We start from the raw sequence: 12,837 nt of genomic DNA on the forward strand, positions 1-12,837 counted from the left end.
CTTGTTGAGAAACATCCTTTGATTGTTTCTTCTCATGCCTTGCGATTGACAAGAGAAGTAGCCGAATAAACTGCTAATGCAGTCCAAATCAAGCCAAAGACGATCGCATTATTTCTGGTAAAGGATTCATGATATAACCAAACTCCGATTATTAGTTGCAGACTGGGTGCAATGTATTGCAAAAACCCGATAGTCGAAAGTCGTAGCAGTTGTACAGCACTATTAAAGCAAAACAAGGGAACAGATGTTACAACCCCACAACCAATCAAGAGTAGGGTAATCAACCCATTTTGTCCAAAGTGGTTGTCATTGTGCCATGTAAGATAAGCGATCGCTACAGGAGCTAATAAGCAGGTTTCTACTGCCAACCCCAGTAATGGTTTAACAACAATTATCTTTCTTAAAAATCCATATATCCCAAAGGAAAAAGCTAAACCCAAAGCAATCCAAGGAACTTGCCCCGCTGCAAAAATTGAGTAGCCAACACCGAAAGTTGCTAAACTAAACGCAAGCCACTGTAACCATTGAAGTCGCTCGCGCAATATAATTACACCCAACAGCACGCTAACCAGAGGATTAATAAAATATCCTAAACTAGTTTCAATAATGCGATCGCTGTTGACTCCATAGATATACAATCCCCAATTAAAAGCCAAAATGCTGCCTGAAGCGAGTAAAGGTAATAATTGCCTTGGTTTTAAAATCAGCTTGCCTAACTCTTGCCAACGCCTGTAGCTAAACAAAACCCCCAACAGTAATACGCTAGACCAAATGACACGATGACTTAAAATTTCGAGAGCAGGAATTGAGCCTAAAAGTTTCCAATACAGCGGAAACAATCCCCAGATGCCATAAGCTAAAACTGCATACAATATTCCCAAACGTTGAGAATTCATCAATAATCGTTCAGCATAATTAAATATTCTTCCTTAATCTAGCTATCAATCTTAATTACCACCTCAATCCATCATCCACCTAATCTTTTGAAGACAAGCCAGAAAAATATTCTGCTAGAAAATCTACAAAAGTCCTTATTTTAGGTGATAGGTATTTTCTACTTGTGTAGACAGTATAAAGGAATGAGGTTGGCAAGGTACAGTCTAGCTTCAGAACCTCCAGTCGTCGGCTGGTAATATCGCCTTCAATCAACCACTCTGGCAATATCGCTAATCCCATGCCTGCTAGAGCAGCCTGATACAGCATATTAGTGCTGTTGGAGCGGACTGAAAATGGTAGTTTTATTTTCTCCCGCTCGCTAGGATTATCAAAAAATATTTTATCGGCAAACTGCAAGTATTGATAGGTAACAGCTATATGTTTCGATAGTTCGTTGAGGTTTTTTGGGTGTCCATTTCTTCGTAAATAGTCAGGTGAAGCAACCAACATGAATTGAATCGGGCAAATGCGTCGTGTAAGCAATGAAGGATTGGGATTTTTATAGGTTACACGTAACGCTAGGTCAAATCCTTCTTCCACTAGGTCAACTATCCGATCGTTTAAATTTAGCTCCAAGAAAACATCTGGATAGCAAGAGCGGTATTCCGTTAAGGCTCTAGTAAATAATGGGTTGGCAAACCAAATCGGAGCAGTAATCTTAAGTACGCCACGTGCAGTGACTGCCGTTTTTTTTACTGCTGCCTCCAGCACTTCCAAATTGTCGATAATTTCTCGGCATTGCTCGTAATACACTATACCTGCCTCGGTTAAGCTCAAATGTCGGCTGCTTCGATTCAACAAACGTGCGCCTAAGTGTCGCTCCAAGTTCATGATATGTTTGCTAGTCATAGCTGTAGACAAATCTAGCCGCTCGGCAGCAGCTACAAAACTTCCCAATTCGACTACCTGACACAAAACTTTCATGCTACTTAAAGTGTCCATAGTGATTTCAAAGTTTACTAATAAGAAACATAGTATCAATAAAACAATACTCGATCTTCAATTAAAAAATCGCTACGATGGAAAGATGGTGATTGAAGGCACGTATTTAACTTCAAGGCGATCGCATAGCTTGTGCTTTATCGAGCAAAAAATCTCACATTAAAATATAAACTAAGGAGCAATTGATGAATAACACTCCCATTCTTGTCTTGGGTGCAGGTGAACTCGGCATGGCTATTCTTCGCAATTTAGCCAAGCGCGCAGCTTTATTTCCTGGCACTACTCTCACAGTCCTCCTCCGCCCTTCAACAATTAATTCTCACGATCCCAGCAAACTACGAAAGCTCGACGAACTTCAATCCCTTGGTGTCAGATTCTTACCCAGCGACCTCGCTACCGACTCCATTTGCGACCTCTCCCGTCTTTTCAAGGACTTCCATACCGTAATCGGCTGCACTGGCTTCGTGGCTGGGCGTGATATCCAACTCAAGCTTGCTCGCGCAGTTCTTGATGCTAGCGTAAAGCGTTATTTTCCCTGGCAATTCGGCGTTGACTACGACATTATCGGCAAAGGCAACTCCCAGGATCTATTTGACGTGCAGTTGGACGTACGCAACCTCTTGCGATCGCAAGAGCGCCTGGAATGGGTCATAGTTTCGACGGGTATGTTCGTTAGTTTTTTGTTCGAGCCTTCGTTCGGCGTAGTCGACTTAACGCAAAATATGATACACGCACTGGGAAGTTGGGATAACGCTGTCACTGTCACCACGTCCGAGGACATCGGTGCTTTAACGGCGGAAATTATTTTTGCCGAACCACGGATTGTTAACCGCATTGTGTACACGGCTGGAGATACAGTCACATACGCGCAATTAGCGGACATCGTTGACTCCGTTTTGGGTCGGAAGATGCAGCGAGTGGAATGGAGTGTGCCTATGTTGAAAGACGAACTAGCGAAAGATCCCGGCAACCTGATTAAAAAATATAGGGTTGTGTTCGCGGAGGGCAAAGGGGTCTCATGGGAAATAGACAAGACGTTTAATGCCCAGCATGGAATCGAGGTTTGCAGTGTCAAACGGTGGGCGCAGAAGAATTTGAAATGAGTAATATGCTTTGATTCATAAAGTTTTCTAAGAAGCCAATTTGAAATAAAATTCGTCGAAATGTTGTGTGTAAATCTAAAAAACGCCTAACAAGAATAATTTGATCCAAGTTAGCTTCTTCCTTTAACTTACTCAAAAAAGTTGACTAATACTAAACATTTTCAATGTCAGGAAATAAGGACACATATCCTGGATATTTAGCCAAAAAGTTGCATATATATCTGTAAAATGGAAAAAATCAACAACCAATAAATTGATGTTTTAAATCACACTTGAACCAGAACAAATCAAGCTAGATTTATACGTAAATATCCAAAGATTTTTGGTAATTTTTTTAAGAGGTATCAACCGTAATGAATTGTAGTCATGTTCAATTTTGTGCCGATAAATCAAAAGTAGATTTCGTACAGCTACAACGCCTGTTCGCAAAAACAGCTTTTTGGGCGCAAGAACGAAATATAAATGACTTACAAATTGCGATCGCCAACAGCAATCCTGTAGTTACAGTCCGGGACGCAGAACGTCTTATAGGCTTTGCTAGAGCAACTTCCGATGGTGTATACCGTGCAGGAATTTGGGATGTAATAGTTGACCCCGATTATCAAGGCATAGGCTTGGGCAGAAAGCTAGTAGAAACCGTCATATCTCATCCTTTAGTTAGCAAAGTAGAAAGAGTTTATTTAACTACCACTCATCAGCAAAGCTTTTACGAGCGTATCGGCTTTAAACAAAACGAAAGTACTACTATGGTGTTGTACAACAACTCAAAACCTTCGGAGGACTTAGCCCGACGAATCCAAGAACTACCAGTAGGATTGATAATTGATAATTGATAATTGATAATTGATTTAAGCCATCACCATTCCCCCATCAACGTTAAATACTTGACCTGTAATATATGCCGCTGCGGGATCGGCTGCTAAAAAGCGGATTGTGCCTGCTACTTCTTCTGGCTTGCCATAGCGACCAAGGGGAATAAAATCGATGATTTTATCTGACTTAAGATCTTGGGTCATGTCAGTCTCAATAAATCCTGGTGCTACAGCGTTAACGGTGATACCACGATTAGCTAACTCTTTGGCGACGGTTTTGGTAAAGCCAATTACTCCAGCCTTAGCTGCACTGTAGTTTGCCTGTCCAGGATTACCCATTTGTCCTGCAACCGAAGCAATATTAACAATTCTGCCACTACGCTGCTTGAGCATGGTTTTACTAACTGCCTTGGTACACAAAAATACTCCAGTCAGATTTAAATCAATTACTGCCTGCCATTGTTCAGGCTTCATTCTCAGTAATAAAGTGTCTTTGGTAATGCCTGCATTGTTTACCAAAACATCAATGCGCCCAAACTTATCAAGGGTTTGTTTAATTAAATTATCTACCTGTTCAGCTTGAGAAACGTCTGCCTGTAATGCGATTGCTTCTCCTCCTGCTGCGGTAATTGCTTGGACTATAGCCTCTGCTGCCTCACTTGAACGAGCATAGTTGACCACAACCTTTGCGCCTTGACCGACTAGAGCGATCGCTGCTGCTTTACCAATTCCCCTAGAAGCACCCGTGACTAATGCTACTTTATCTTTCAAATGCTGTAAATTTTCTGGTAATAACTCCATATCTTGCCCCTTGGAAATAAGCTTAAGAAACTCAACAAAATTCTGATACTTCTGATTAACTTAGCTATCATATAGGCTTATTAGTCCCTTAGACTAGTTCGCGACTCAATTACTTGTATATAAGGCGATCGCTATGGCAGTTAAAAAACAATTCTCCAGTTTTGAAGATCTATTGAAAGGTTCAGAGCTTCCTGTTTTAGTAGATTTTTACGCAACTTGGTGTGGTCCTTGTCAGATGATGACCCCAATTTTAGAACAGGTAGGGGCTAATTTACGCGATCGCCTTCAGGTAGTCAAAATTGATACCGATAAGTATCCTAATCTGGCTACTAAGTATCAAATAGAAGCTTTACCTACTTTAGTTTTATTCAAAGATGGTCAACCCGCAGAGAGAATAGAAGGCGTGTTGCAAGCGCAACAGTTGATTCAGCATTTAGATACTTTGGTTTAACTATGCAAACATGGTTTTCTTCAGCGATAAATATTGAATATTAGGTGAAATGACACAGGCACTTGAGAAGAAAACTTACACCTCTGAAGAGTATTTAAACTGGGAAATACTCTCAGAAGAACGTCATGAATATGACGATGGAGAAATTAGATTAATGACAGGAGGTACGCCCAACCACAATAGAATTTGCCGTAATTTACTGATTGCTCTTGAACTCGCTTTCAAAGAACAACCTTATGAAACTTTTTTTACAGATCAGCGTCTTTGGATTTCCAATCGCAATCTCTATACTTATCCCGATATTATGGTTCTGGAAAAACCAATTCAGCTTCAGGAAAGTCGAACTGATACGGTGATGAATCCCTGTTTAATAGCGGAAGTACTATCAAAATCAACTAAAGATTATGATCGCAGTGAAAAGTTTGTGGCATACCGCACGATTGAGACTTTTCAAGAATATCTTTTGATCGATCAATATAAAATTCAGGTCGAACATTACGTTAAAACGAATGCTCATCAATGGTTATTATCGGAATATACCGACTCCGAAATGACTTTAACCTTGAGTTCAGTGGACGTACAGTTCAAAATTGCCGATCTGTATGAAAATATTGAATTTAAATAGGTTTAACTCATTGACCAAGGACAAATCGTTTATTAAGCGGACTAAACATTTTATCAATTTTCATTGAGTAATTGGAATAGTATATTCTTCCATTCCTAACGAGTCTCTGTAATTTAATGTCACTCCTTGAGCATCTTCGAGAACATCATAAGCTAATAGATCTCTATTGGTCATTCCAGGCAAAATTAAACCTTCGTCAAACTTATTTTTATTATTCCAAATCAAATCACTTTCAACTGAAAAATCTTGTTGATAAGTTCTTCCTTGGTTATCTTTAAGCTTTAAACTATGGTCTTCTATTGAATCTGTTTTTTTACTAGTGTTAGTAACATCTACCTCTAAAACTAAATATTTTCCTTTCGCAGTGCGAACTTCGTTTGTCAAACCTGCTACAAATGATTTGGTTATGTAAACTCGGCTTACTTTAATTTCTTGTTCTTTGGTTTTGATGATATTGTTCTCAGTTGGATATTGTTCAAAAGAATAAGCAGGTTCTTGATTCTGAGCCTTCCAACCCAACCATAGAGATAATAAGATTAAAACAATCCAAAAAATAGTAGTTTTACTTTGAGCAATCTCTTTTTTCGATTTGTAGTTCATTAGTTGTCATCTAATATTCATGCTTTACCTAACTCTTCTTACTTTTCCCCAATTAAGTGCAATAATCTCCATTCAGACTCATCTTTATCGATATTCACATTACAATTGTCCGAAAAACCTATAAAATGTCGTGGTAGAAGCTATCAAAATTATGGAGAAAGTTAGAGATAGATCTCAAATCCTTAAAATATCGATCGAGCATAAACAATAATATGACTATAACTACTTATAAATGGTCAATTGAAGAATGGCACGATCTAGTTGATTCAGGAGTTTTGGCTGGTAAAAAAGTCGAATTTTTAGAGGGAGAAATAACTGCCATGAGTCACGAAGGAGTCCCTCACCGCAATACCAATCATAGGGCTGTTAAATACTTGAGAAAGCTTTTAGATGGATTAGCGGAAGTCTATGAATCCCACCCGATTACTTTAGACAACTCCCCCTATTCGAGAGCAAGCGAACCAGAACCAGATATCGCCATTGTTCAGTTACCAGAGAGTATTTATGATGCCCATCATCCCTATCCAGAGAATATCTATTGGCTAATAGAAGTTTCTAAGGAAACCTTGAGGAAGCGAAACAACGCGGTCTTGGGGGTTTCCCCGCAGGGCTATGCGCCCAGAGCGTCGCTAGACGCGACTCAACGCTTCGCGTTGTGCAGCGATTGTTTCAAGAAGGACTTGGAACAGAAAACAATTATTTATGCTTGCAATAGCATTCCTGAATATTGGGTAATTGACCAACGGTCACAGCAGCGGACAGACCCCGCGTCGCCGTCAGGCGCAAGGGAACGCTGTCCAAGACAGGCTCCGTCCGTTTAGGGCGGAGTAATCTGTGACTTAGTTAATCAAAAACTAATAGTTCATACTCAACCTCAAGCTGACGGTTATATGCAAATTGCCGAATACAAAACAGGTGCGATTTCGCCTCTAGCTTTTCCGAAGATTGCGATCGCTTTAAATCAACTTTTGCCTGATTAATTTTAATCTTTTAAATAGGTTATAGTTACATCTTGCTTTTTCATTTGTTCTATCAAAACTGACTTGCTCCTTTTGTCATTTTATTATTCCAAAGATCAAAAGGATAATAAAAAGCTGGACTCCAGAGACTATTTATAATTGCCGAGATGATAGCTATCTGCTGATACTTGTCGATAATTTCTGAGATACTAAAAAAGTGATATCTTGCATATTGCAATCCATAGACTGTTTCAGCAATAATTGTCATGAAAAAGACAATAAAAGCTACAGAGATAAAGTCTTCTCCAATATATTTTTGTTTTTGCAGACTGGAAGTTAGCACCCCAATCAAAACAAAACTAAATATATAAGAAGGGGTGCTAGTAACTATACCGTCATAGATACAGCCCATAATCAAGCCTGCGATCGCACCTTGCCAAATATTACGCTTTATACTCCAAGCAACTACCCAAATTAACAGCCAATTAGGATTTGTACCTAACAGTTCCATTCCAGGAATATGCAACAGCATTAAAAAAGAACATATAACTACAGAAGCAAAAATAAACAGGACATTTAAAATTTTCAAGCTGTCAAAAGATGTCTGTTTTTTATTTCCCATTCTTTAAATTATCTATTACTTAATCTTTGGTTCAAAAGGTTGAACAATAACCCATTCTAAAACATCAATAGGTGCAGTTAATTCTATTTCTATTTCGGAAACGGCATCTTCTTTTTGTTTTTGCGGTTTTACTTTGCCAATAGGTAAACCAGGCGGATATAGCTTACTCAGATTTGAGGTGACTATTTGATCTCCAGGTTTAATGTCTATAACCTCTTCAAAAAAGTGCATTACCACACTAGATGCTTTTTCCCCTTGAACATAGCCCAATTGACGACTACGGCTGATAACTGCGCCAACTCGACTAGTATCATCGCTAATTAGCAGTACTTTACTAGTGTGGGGGGTAACGCTGGTAACTCTGCCTACCAAACCGCCAATTCCCGATACGACAAAACCTGGTTTAATATTATCTTGGCTACCTTTACCTAGGGTAACTTGCTCCCACCAGCGATCGCGACTACGGCTAATTACTGGTGCGGATATAGTTTTGGTTGTTTGAGTCGAACTGTAATTTAGCAACTGTTTTAGCTGCTTATTTTGCTGTTCTAATTCTGTTTCCCGCTGTTCCAACTCTAAAATACGAGCGTTGGTTAGTCTGTCCTCTAGAGTTAGCTGCTTTTGGGACTGAAAAGGACTGACCATAAAATAATATATCTCTGATACAATTGCAGCCTGAGTTTGTCTAATTAAGAGGGCAATTATTAAAGCCACTATAACTATTGTTGTGCGAAAACCAAATTTATCCCACCAGCGATCCATATTTCATCCAATTGGTAATGACAATTTAAATAAGTATGGAGCGATCGCTAAATACTCGATCTAAGGTTTTATCTTCCAATACTCTACCTGTCCCTAAAACGACACATTTTAAAGGTTCAGCAGCAATATGAGTGACAATTCCTGTCTCATGACTAATTAAAACGTCTAGCCCCCTTAACAATGCTCCTCCGCCAGCCAACATAATGCCACGGTCAATAATATCCGCAGCCAAATCTGGGGGAGTTTGCTCAAGGGTAAGTTTAATCGTTTCAATAATACTTTTGACTGGTTCTTGTAAACATTGGCGAATTTCTGATTCACTAACTTCAATGGTGCGAGGTAAGCCTGACAATAAGTGCAAACCTCTTACTTCTACGGTGCGATTGTTGGCTTCATCCACAGGATAAGCTGAACCTAGCTTGAATTTGATCGCTTCGGCTGTATTTTCGCCAATAGCTAGCTTATGCTCTCTTTTTATATGATTAGCAATTACTTCGCTTAATTCATCTCCAGCGATGCGGATCGATTCGCTAATTACTTTGCCCTGAGAACTAATTACCGCTACCTCCGTTGTGCCACCACCAATATCGACAATCATGTTACCTGTAGGTTCACTAATAGGTAATCCTGCGCCAATAGCTGCTGCCAGAGGTTCTTCAATCAAATCTACTTCTCTTGCCCCTGCATTAGAAGCTGCTTCAATTACGGCACGACGCTCTAATTTGGTAACTCCGCTGGGAATACCAATAACCATGCGGGGATGAACTAAGGGGTTACCTTCAAAAGCTCGTTTGACAAACTCATGAATCATGGCTTCTGTCGCCTCAAAATCAGCAATTACACCATCTTTGAGCGGACGCAAAGCCTGTATATGTTCAGGAGAGCGACCCAACAATAATTTTGCTTCTTTACCAAATGCCTGTGGGATTTCCGTTTTGCGATCTATTGCCACCACAGAAGGTTCTTCTAAGACGATTCCCTTACCGGATACGTAAATTAATGTATTAGCAGTACCTAGATCGATACCCATGTCCCGCGAAAGCTTAAAACGATTAAGAAAACCCACTTTGATTTATTTCTCCGAATAAATTTGGCGTAGCTTTATTTGAGTCGGATCTAATTTACTCCTGATATATCGATTAGTCTAATCGAAAATATACTTAATTCGATCATAGTCAAGGTAAATTAATTTCTGTTTACGTATTTATAGTGAGGTCGGTAAACTAATTTTCTTTATTAGGAAAAATATGCAATTATTTAATTAGCACTTTTCTATAGGACTGATTTGTTCAAGTATAAAATTATTTTTTATGTCCGATATATTCCCATTAGACCGTCAACTGAGAAGTCGCCGACAAATTATTCGCTGGGGTTTATTGGCAGCAGGCATTTCTGCTACGGCATTAAAGCTTAATAGCAGTGAGGTTAAGGCTGCTGAACCAGTTAAAATTCCTCCCCTTCCCCAAATCAATAATTCATTAGCTCAAAGTTTTGAGCCGATGGCAGTTTTGCGAGATTTTAACTATGGCATAGTCAAAGAAGAAGCTGGGCGCACCATCCGAGAATTTGAACTTGCTGCCCACAGCACGACTTTACAGCTTAATAGTGCCATTACTTTTGTTAGCTGGAATTTAAACAATCGCGTTCCCGCCCCTACCTTGAGAGCCACGGAGGGCGATCGCGTTCGCGTTATTTTTCATAACGAAGATGGGCATTCTCACAGCCTGCATTTTCATGGCACTCACCCAGTTGAAATGGATGGAGTCACATCTGTACGTAGAGGCAAAACAATGATCTATGAATTTGATGCCGAACTCTATGGCGTTTATCCCTACCATTGTCATGTTGCTCCCGTTACTCGTCATGTAAGCAAAGGACTGTATGGTCTATTTATTGTCGATCCCCCAGAAGGTCGTCCCCCTGCCGATGAAATGGTGATGGTAATGGGTGCTTACGATCTCGATACTGATGGCAAAAACGAACTATATGCTTTTAATGGTATTCCCAACTATTATCGCGATTACCCAATTCCCATTTATCAAAATCAGTTGATTCGTCTCTATGTACTCAACATGATTGAGTTCGATCCAGCAGTCACGTTTCATATTCATGCCAATATGTTTCAGGTTTATCGGACAGGAAGAAGTCTAGAACCCAATGAAGAAAGTGACGTAATTACGATGGGAACAGCCGAACGACATATTTTAGAATTTGCTTATAAGTATCCTGGCAAATATATGTTTCATCCCCATCAAGACTATATTGCTGAATATGGCTGTATGGGTTATTTTGACGTAATCTCTGAGAATACATAATTTGGCGCAACCTAAAAATAAATTTACTATTTTCAAAATTATTGACTTAAATTCGCAATAATAGTAAATTACTAATTCAGCACAATTACGTAGTAAATGCCAAATAAAATTTTATGTCTACTCGAATTAAAACTATAGAATTATTTTTAGCCTGTGGTTTTGCAACAGCAGTGGGGACTCAAGCTGTACCTACAAATGCCCATGAAACCGATAATATCCTAGAGGCATCTACTTCCCAAACTTATTTATTGGCACAAAGTGCAGAAGGCGGTGAAGGCGGTGAGGGTGCAGAAGGCGGTGGTGAAGGTGGAACTGCTACTGGAGATCCCAATGTAGACTATATGACTTCTCTAGGTTTGATGAAAGGTCATTTGCTTGTAGCCAAAGAATTGATGGCTCAAAAAAACTATGAAGAAGCCGAACCGCATATTGGTCATCCTGTAGAAGAACTTTATAGCGATATCGAAACTGTACTACCAGAAAAGGGAGTGAGCGACTTTAAGCCAACCTTAAATCAGCTTCACGATTTAGCAATATCTGCTCCTGATTCTCCTGAAATGAAAACATTGTTCGCTAAGTCGGAGGCTTCTATTGATGAAGCGATCGCTGCTGTACCCCAAGAACAACGTAACTCCCCAGAATTTGTGCTAAATGTAATGGTGGAGATGCTAAAAAATGCTGAGGCTGAATACAAAGCTGCGATCGCCAACAATCAGTTTGTAGAAGTGGTAGAGTATCAAGATTCCAGAGGATTTGTTTTTTATGCCGATCAGCTATATCAAACCGTAGCTGACCAAAAAAGCCAGGCAGATCCAGAAGGACATAAGGTGATTACCGATAGTTTGGCAGAATTAAAAACAGCTTGGCCCTCTATTGAGCCACCCGCAAAACCCATCAAACAGCCTGGTGAAATTTCTGCTCTAGTAACTCAAATCGAATTTAACAAATAAGTTCGATGTGCAGGAGAATGTTATTAACTAACGTGAGTTCGGGTTAACAAGATTAGTCTGTTGAGGTAGCTATCAGCTATTAGCTATTAGCTATTAGCTTTTGAAAGATTTCTCAATCCCCTAAATATAAAATTTTATTTAGAAAAACTGTTTTTCAATTACCCGTTGTCCGCAAAGGTTTGGGCTTTTATGCGAACTCACGTTAACTACAAAGCATCAATTCAAGAGTTAAAAAGTCAAAAGTTATGATTTTCTCAATTGAGCAAATTCTTTCTCCTGATGAGTTAGCCGAAATTAAACAAGTTTTAGAACAAGCAGAATTTGTTGATGGTAAGCTTACGGCAGGTTGGCACGCTAAATTGGTTAAAAACAATCAGCAACTAAAAACAGGAACGTTTCAAAAAGAACTTCAAAGAAAGATTGGTGTTGCTTTAGCCGATAATGTTCTATTCCAATCAACCGTTCGTCCCAAAGCAGTTCATTCACTGCTCTTCAGTCGCTATAGCGAGGGAATGTCTTACGACACCCATGTAGATAATGCGCTGATGAAAGGTAGCTCTAGCCTATCTCGCTCTGATGTTTCCTTTACCTTATTTTTGAATTCGCCCCAAGATTATGAGGGAGGAGAGCTAGTCATTGAAGGAGTGCAAGAGGAACAAAGCTATAAGCTGGAAGCTGGTTCGGCTATAGTTTATCCTTCTACTACCCTGCACCGTGTTAATTCTGTGACTCAAGGAATAAGGTTAGTTGCTGTTGGTTGGGTACAGAGTACAATTCGCGATGCGGGCGATCGCGAAATTCTCTTTGATTTAGATACGGCTCGTCGCGCTATCTTTGTTAAATCTGGCAAAACCCCAGAGTTTGACTTGGTTTCTAAGAGTATTGCTAATCTTCTCCGCAAATGGGCAGATGTATGACAACTTAAAAAATAATTAACTCTACCTCTTTGAATCACTAGT

General features: G+C 39.6%; 15 protein-coding genes. 8 read left to right on the top strand and 7 right to left on the bottom strand.

Going from position 1 to position 12,837, the window contains the following annotated elements; all coding sequences use genetic code 11:
- Window positions 1–32: 32 nt before the first annotated feature.
- The gene (gene rarD, locus SLP02_RS19480) at window positions 33–896 is read right to left on the bottom strand and encodes an EamA family transporter RarD (RefSeq protein WP_319422381.1); all 864 of its coding nucleotides are present in this window, start codon (window positions 894–896) and stop codon (window positions 33–35) included.
- Window positions 897–975: 79 nt separating this feature from the next.
- Window positions 976–1,878, bottom strand: coding sequence for a LysR family transcriptional regulator (locus tag SLP02_RS19485; protein ID WP_319422382.1), 903 nt, complete (start codon window positions 1,876–1,878; stop codon window positions 976–978).
- A 185-nt stretch (window positions 1,879–2,063) separates the two neighbouring features.
- On the opposite strand from SLP02_RS19485, the gene SLP02_RS19490 reads away from it, so the two are divergent.
- Together SLP02_RS19490 and SLP02_RS19495 are read left to right on the top strand one after the other, a co-directional pair.
- On the top strand, window positions 2,064–2,981 hold the full coding sequence (locus SLP02_RS19490; protein ID WP_319422383.1) for an aromatic alcohol reductase: 918 nt from the start codon (window positions 2,064–2,066) through the stop codon (window positions 2,979–2,981).
- A gap of 353 nt (window positions 2,982–3,334) precedes the next feature.
- Window positions 3,335–3,814 (top strand): GNAT family N-acetyltransferase, encoded by a 480-nt coding sequence (locus tag SLP02_RS19495; RefSeq protein WP_319422384.1) that lies wholly within the window; start codon window positions 3,335–3,337, stop codon window positions 3,812–3,814.
- Window positions 3,815–3,829: 15 nt separating this feature from the next.
- Here the strand turns inward: SLP02_RS19495 and fabG are convergent, their stop codons facing one another.
- The gene (fabG, locus tag SLP02_RS19500) at window positions 3,830–4,594 is read right to left on the bottom strand and encodes a 3-oxoacyl-[acyl-carrier-protein] reductase (RefSeq protein WP_413467253.1); all 765 of its coding nucleotides are present in this window, start codon (window positions 4,592–4,594) and stop codon (window positions 3,830–3,832) included.
- A gap of 133 nt (window positions 4,595–4,727) precedes the next feature.
- On the opposite strand from fabG, the gene trxA reads away from it, so the two are divergent.
- Entirely contained in the window at window positions 4,728–5,045 is a 318-nt protein-coding gene (gene trxA / locus SLP02_RS19505) for a thioredoxin (RefSeq protein WP_319422385.1), read from the top strand.
- Between the two features lie 49 nt (window positions 5,046–5,094).
- Window positions 5,095–5,670, top strand: coding sequence for a Uma2 family endonuclease (locus SLP02_RS19510; protein ID WP_319422386.1), 576 nt, complete (start codon window positions 5,095–5,097; stop codon window positions 5,668–5,670).
- Window positions 5,671–5,730: 60 nt separating this feature from the next.
- On the opposite strand, the gene SLP02_RS19515 is transcribed toward SLP02_RS19510, so the two are convergent.
- Window positions 5,731–6,270 (bottom strand): DUF4352 domain-containing protein, encoded by a 540-nt coding sequence (locus SLP02_RS19515; protein WP_319422387.1) that lies wholly within the window; start codon window positions 6,268–6,270, stop codon window positions 5,731–5,733.
- A gap of 212 nt (window positions 6,271–6,482) precedes the next feature.
- Here SLP02_RS19515 and SLP02_RS19520 point away from each other — a divergent pair, with 212 nt between their 5' ends.
- A complete protein-coding gene (locus tag SLP02_RS19520) occupies window positions 6,483–7,091 on the top strand; it encodes a Uma2 family endonuclease (RefSeq protein ID WP_319422388.1) in 609 nt (202 codons plus the stop codon).
- A gap of 211 nt (window positions 7,092–7,302) precedes the next feature.
- Here SLP02_RS19520 and mreD read toward each other — a convergent pair whose 3' ends face one another.
- Genes mreD through SLP02_RS19535 form a run of 3 tightly spaced genes read right to left on the bottom strand, consistent with a single transcriptional unit; the run spans window position 7,303 to window position 9,679 of the window.
- On the bottom strand, window positions 7,303–7,851 hold the full coding sequence (mreD, locus tag SLP02_RS19525; RefSeq protein WP_319422389.1) for a rod shape-determining protein MreD: 549 nt from the start codon (window positions 7,849–7,851) through the stop codon (window positions 7,303–7,305).
- Window positions 7,852–7,866: 15 nt separating this feature from the next.
- Complete coding sequence (gene mreC / locus SLP02_RS19530) at window positions 7,867–8,613, bottom strand: rod shape-determining protein MreC (RefSeq protein WP_319422390.1); 747 nt, start codon at window positions 8,611–8,613, stop codon at window positions 7,867–7,869.
- A gap of 25 nt (window positions 8,614–8,638) precedes the next feature.
- Window positions 8,639–9,679: a rod shape-determining protein gene (locus SLP02_RS19535; RefSeq protein ID WP_413467254.1), complete on the bottom strand. Its 1,041-nt coding sequence runs from the start codon at window positions 9,677–9,679 to the stop codon at window positions 8,639–8,641.
- Between the two features lie 244 nt (window positions 9,680–9,923).
- Between SLP02_RS19535 and SLP02_RS19540 the strand changes: the two genes are divergently transcribed.
- From SLP02_RS19540 to SLP02_RS19550, 3 genes are all read left to right on the top strand, one after another.
- Complete coding sequence (locus tag SLP02_RS19540) at window positions 9,924–10,928, top strand: multicopper oxidase domain-containing protein (RefSeq protein WP_319422391.1); 1,005 nt, start codon at window positions 9,924–9,926, stop codon at window positions 10,926–10,928.
- Window positions 10,929–11,041: 113 nt separating this feature from the next.
- Window positions 11,042–11,878, top strand: a complete 837-nt coding sequence (locus SLP02_RS19545) for a hypothetical protein (RefSeq protein ID WP_319422392.1) — start codon at window positions 11,042–11,044, stop codon at window positions 11,876–11,878.
- A gap of 245 nt (window positions 11,879–12,123) precedes the next feature.
- Complete coding sequence (locus SLP02_RS19550; RefSeq protein ID WP_319422393.1) at window positions 12,124–12,795, top strand: Fe2+-dependent dioxygenase; 672 nt, start codon at window positions 12,124–12,126, stop codon at window positions 12,793–12,795.
- The last annotated feature ends 42 nt before the right edge of the window (window positions 12,796–12,837 follow it).

Source organism: Pleurocapsa sp. FMAR1, from assembly GCF_963665995.1.
Classification (GTDB): Bacteria; Cyanobacteriota; Cyanobacteriia; order Cyanobacteriales; family Xenococcaceae; genus Waterburya.

What these genes read in the sequence shown, in the direction of transcription:
- SLP02_RS19490 (WP_319422383.1), top strand. Translation starts at nt 2,064, where the DNA reads ATGAATAACACTCCCATTCTTGTCTTGGGTGCAGGTGAACTCGGCATG.
- SLP02_RS19550 (WP_319422393.1), top strand. Translation starts at nt 12,124, where the DNA reads ATGATTTTCTCAATTGAGCAAATTCTTTCTCCTGATGAGTTAGCCGAA.
- fabG (WP_413467253.1), bottom strand. Translation starts at nt 4,594, where the DNA reads ATGGAGTTATTACCAGAAAATTTACAGCATTTGAAAGATAAAGTAGCA.
- SLP02_RS19540 (WP_319422391.1), top strand. Translation starts at nt 9,924, where the DNA reads ATGTCCGATATATTCCCATTAGACCGTCAACTGAGAAGTCGCCGACAA.
- SLP02_RS19510 (WP_319422386.1), top strand. Translation starts at nt 5,095, where the DNA reads ATGACACAGGCACTTGAGAAGAAAACTTACACCTCTGAAGAGTATTTA.
- SLP02_RS19520 (WP_319422388.1), top strand. Translation starts at nt 6,483, where the DNA reads ATGACTATAACTACTTATAAATGGTCAATTGAAGAATGGCACGATCTA.
- mreC (WP_319422390.1), bottom strand. Translation starts at nt 8,613, where the DNA reads ATGGATCGCTGGTGGGATAAATTTGGTTTTCGCACAACAATAGTTATA.
- SLP02_RS19485 (WP_319422382.1), bottom strand. Translation starts at nt 1,878, where the DNA reads ATGGACACTTTAAGTAGCATGAAAGTTTTGTGTCAGGTAGTCGAATTG.
- SLP02_RS19545 (WP_319422392.1), top strand. Translation starts at nt 11,042, where the DNA reads ATGTCTACTCGAATTAAAACTATAGAATTATTTTTAGCCTGTGGTTTT.
- SLP02_RS19515 (WP_319422387.1), bottom strand. Translation starts at nt 6,270, where the DNA reads ATGAACTACAAATCGAAAAAAGAGATTGCTCAAAGTAAAACTACTATT.
- mreD (WP_319422389.1), bottom strand. Translation starts at nt 7,851, where the DNA reads ATGGGAAATAAAAAACAGACATCTTTTGACAGCTTGAAAATTTTAAAT.
- trxA (WP_319422385.1), top strand. Translation starts at nt 4,728, where the DNA reads ATGGCAGTTAAAAAACAATTCTCCAGTTTTGAAGATCTATTGAAAGGT.
- SLP02_RS19495 (WP_319422384.1), top strand. Translation starts at nt 3,335, where the DNA reads ATGAATTGTAGTCATGTTCAATTTTGTGCCGATAAATCAAAAGTAGAT.
- rarD (WP_319422381.1), bottom strand. Translation starts at nt 896, where the DNA reads ATGAATTCTCAACGTTTGGGAATATTGTATGCAGTTTTAGCTTATGGC.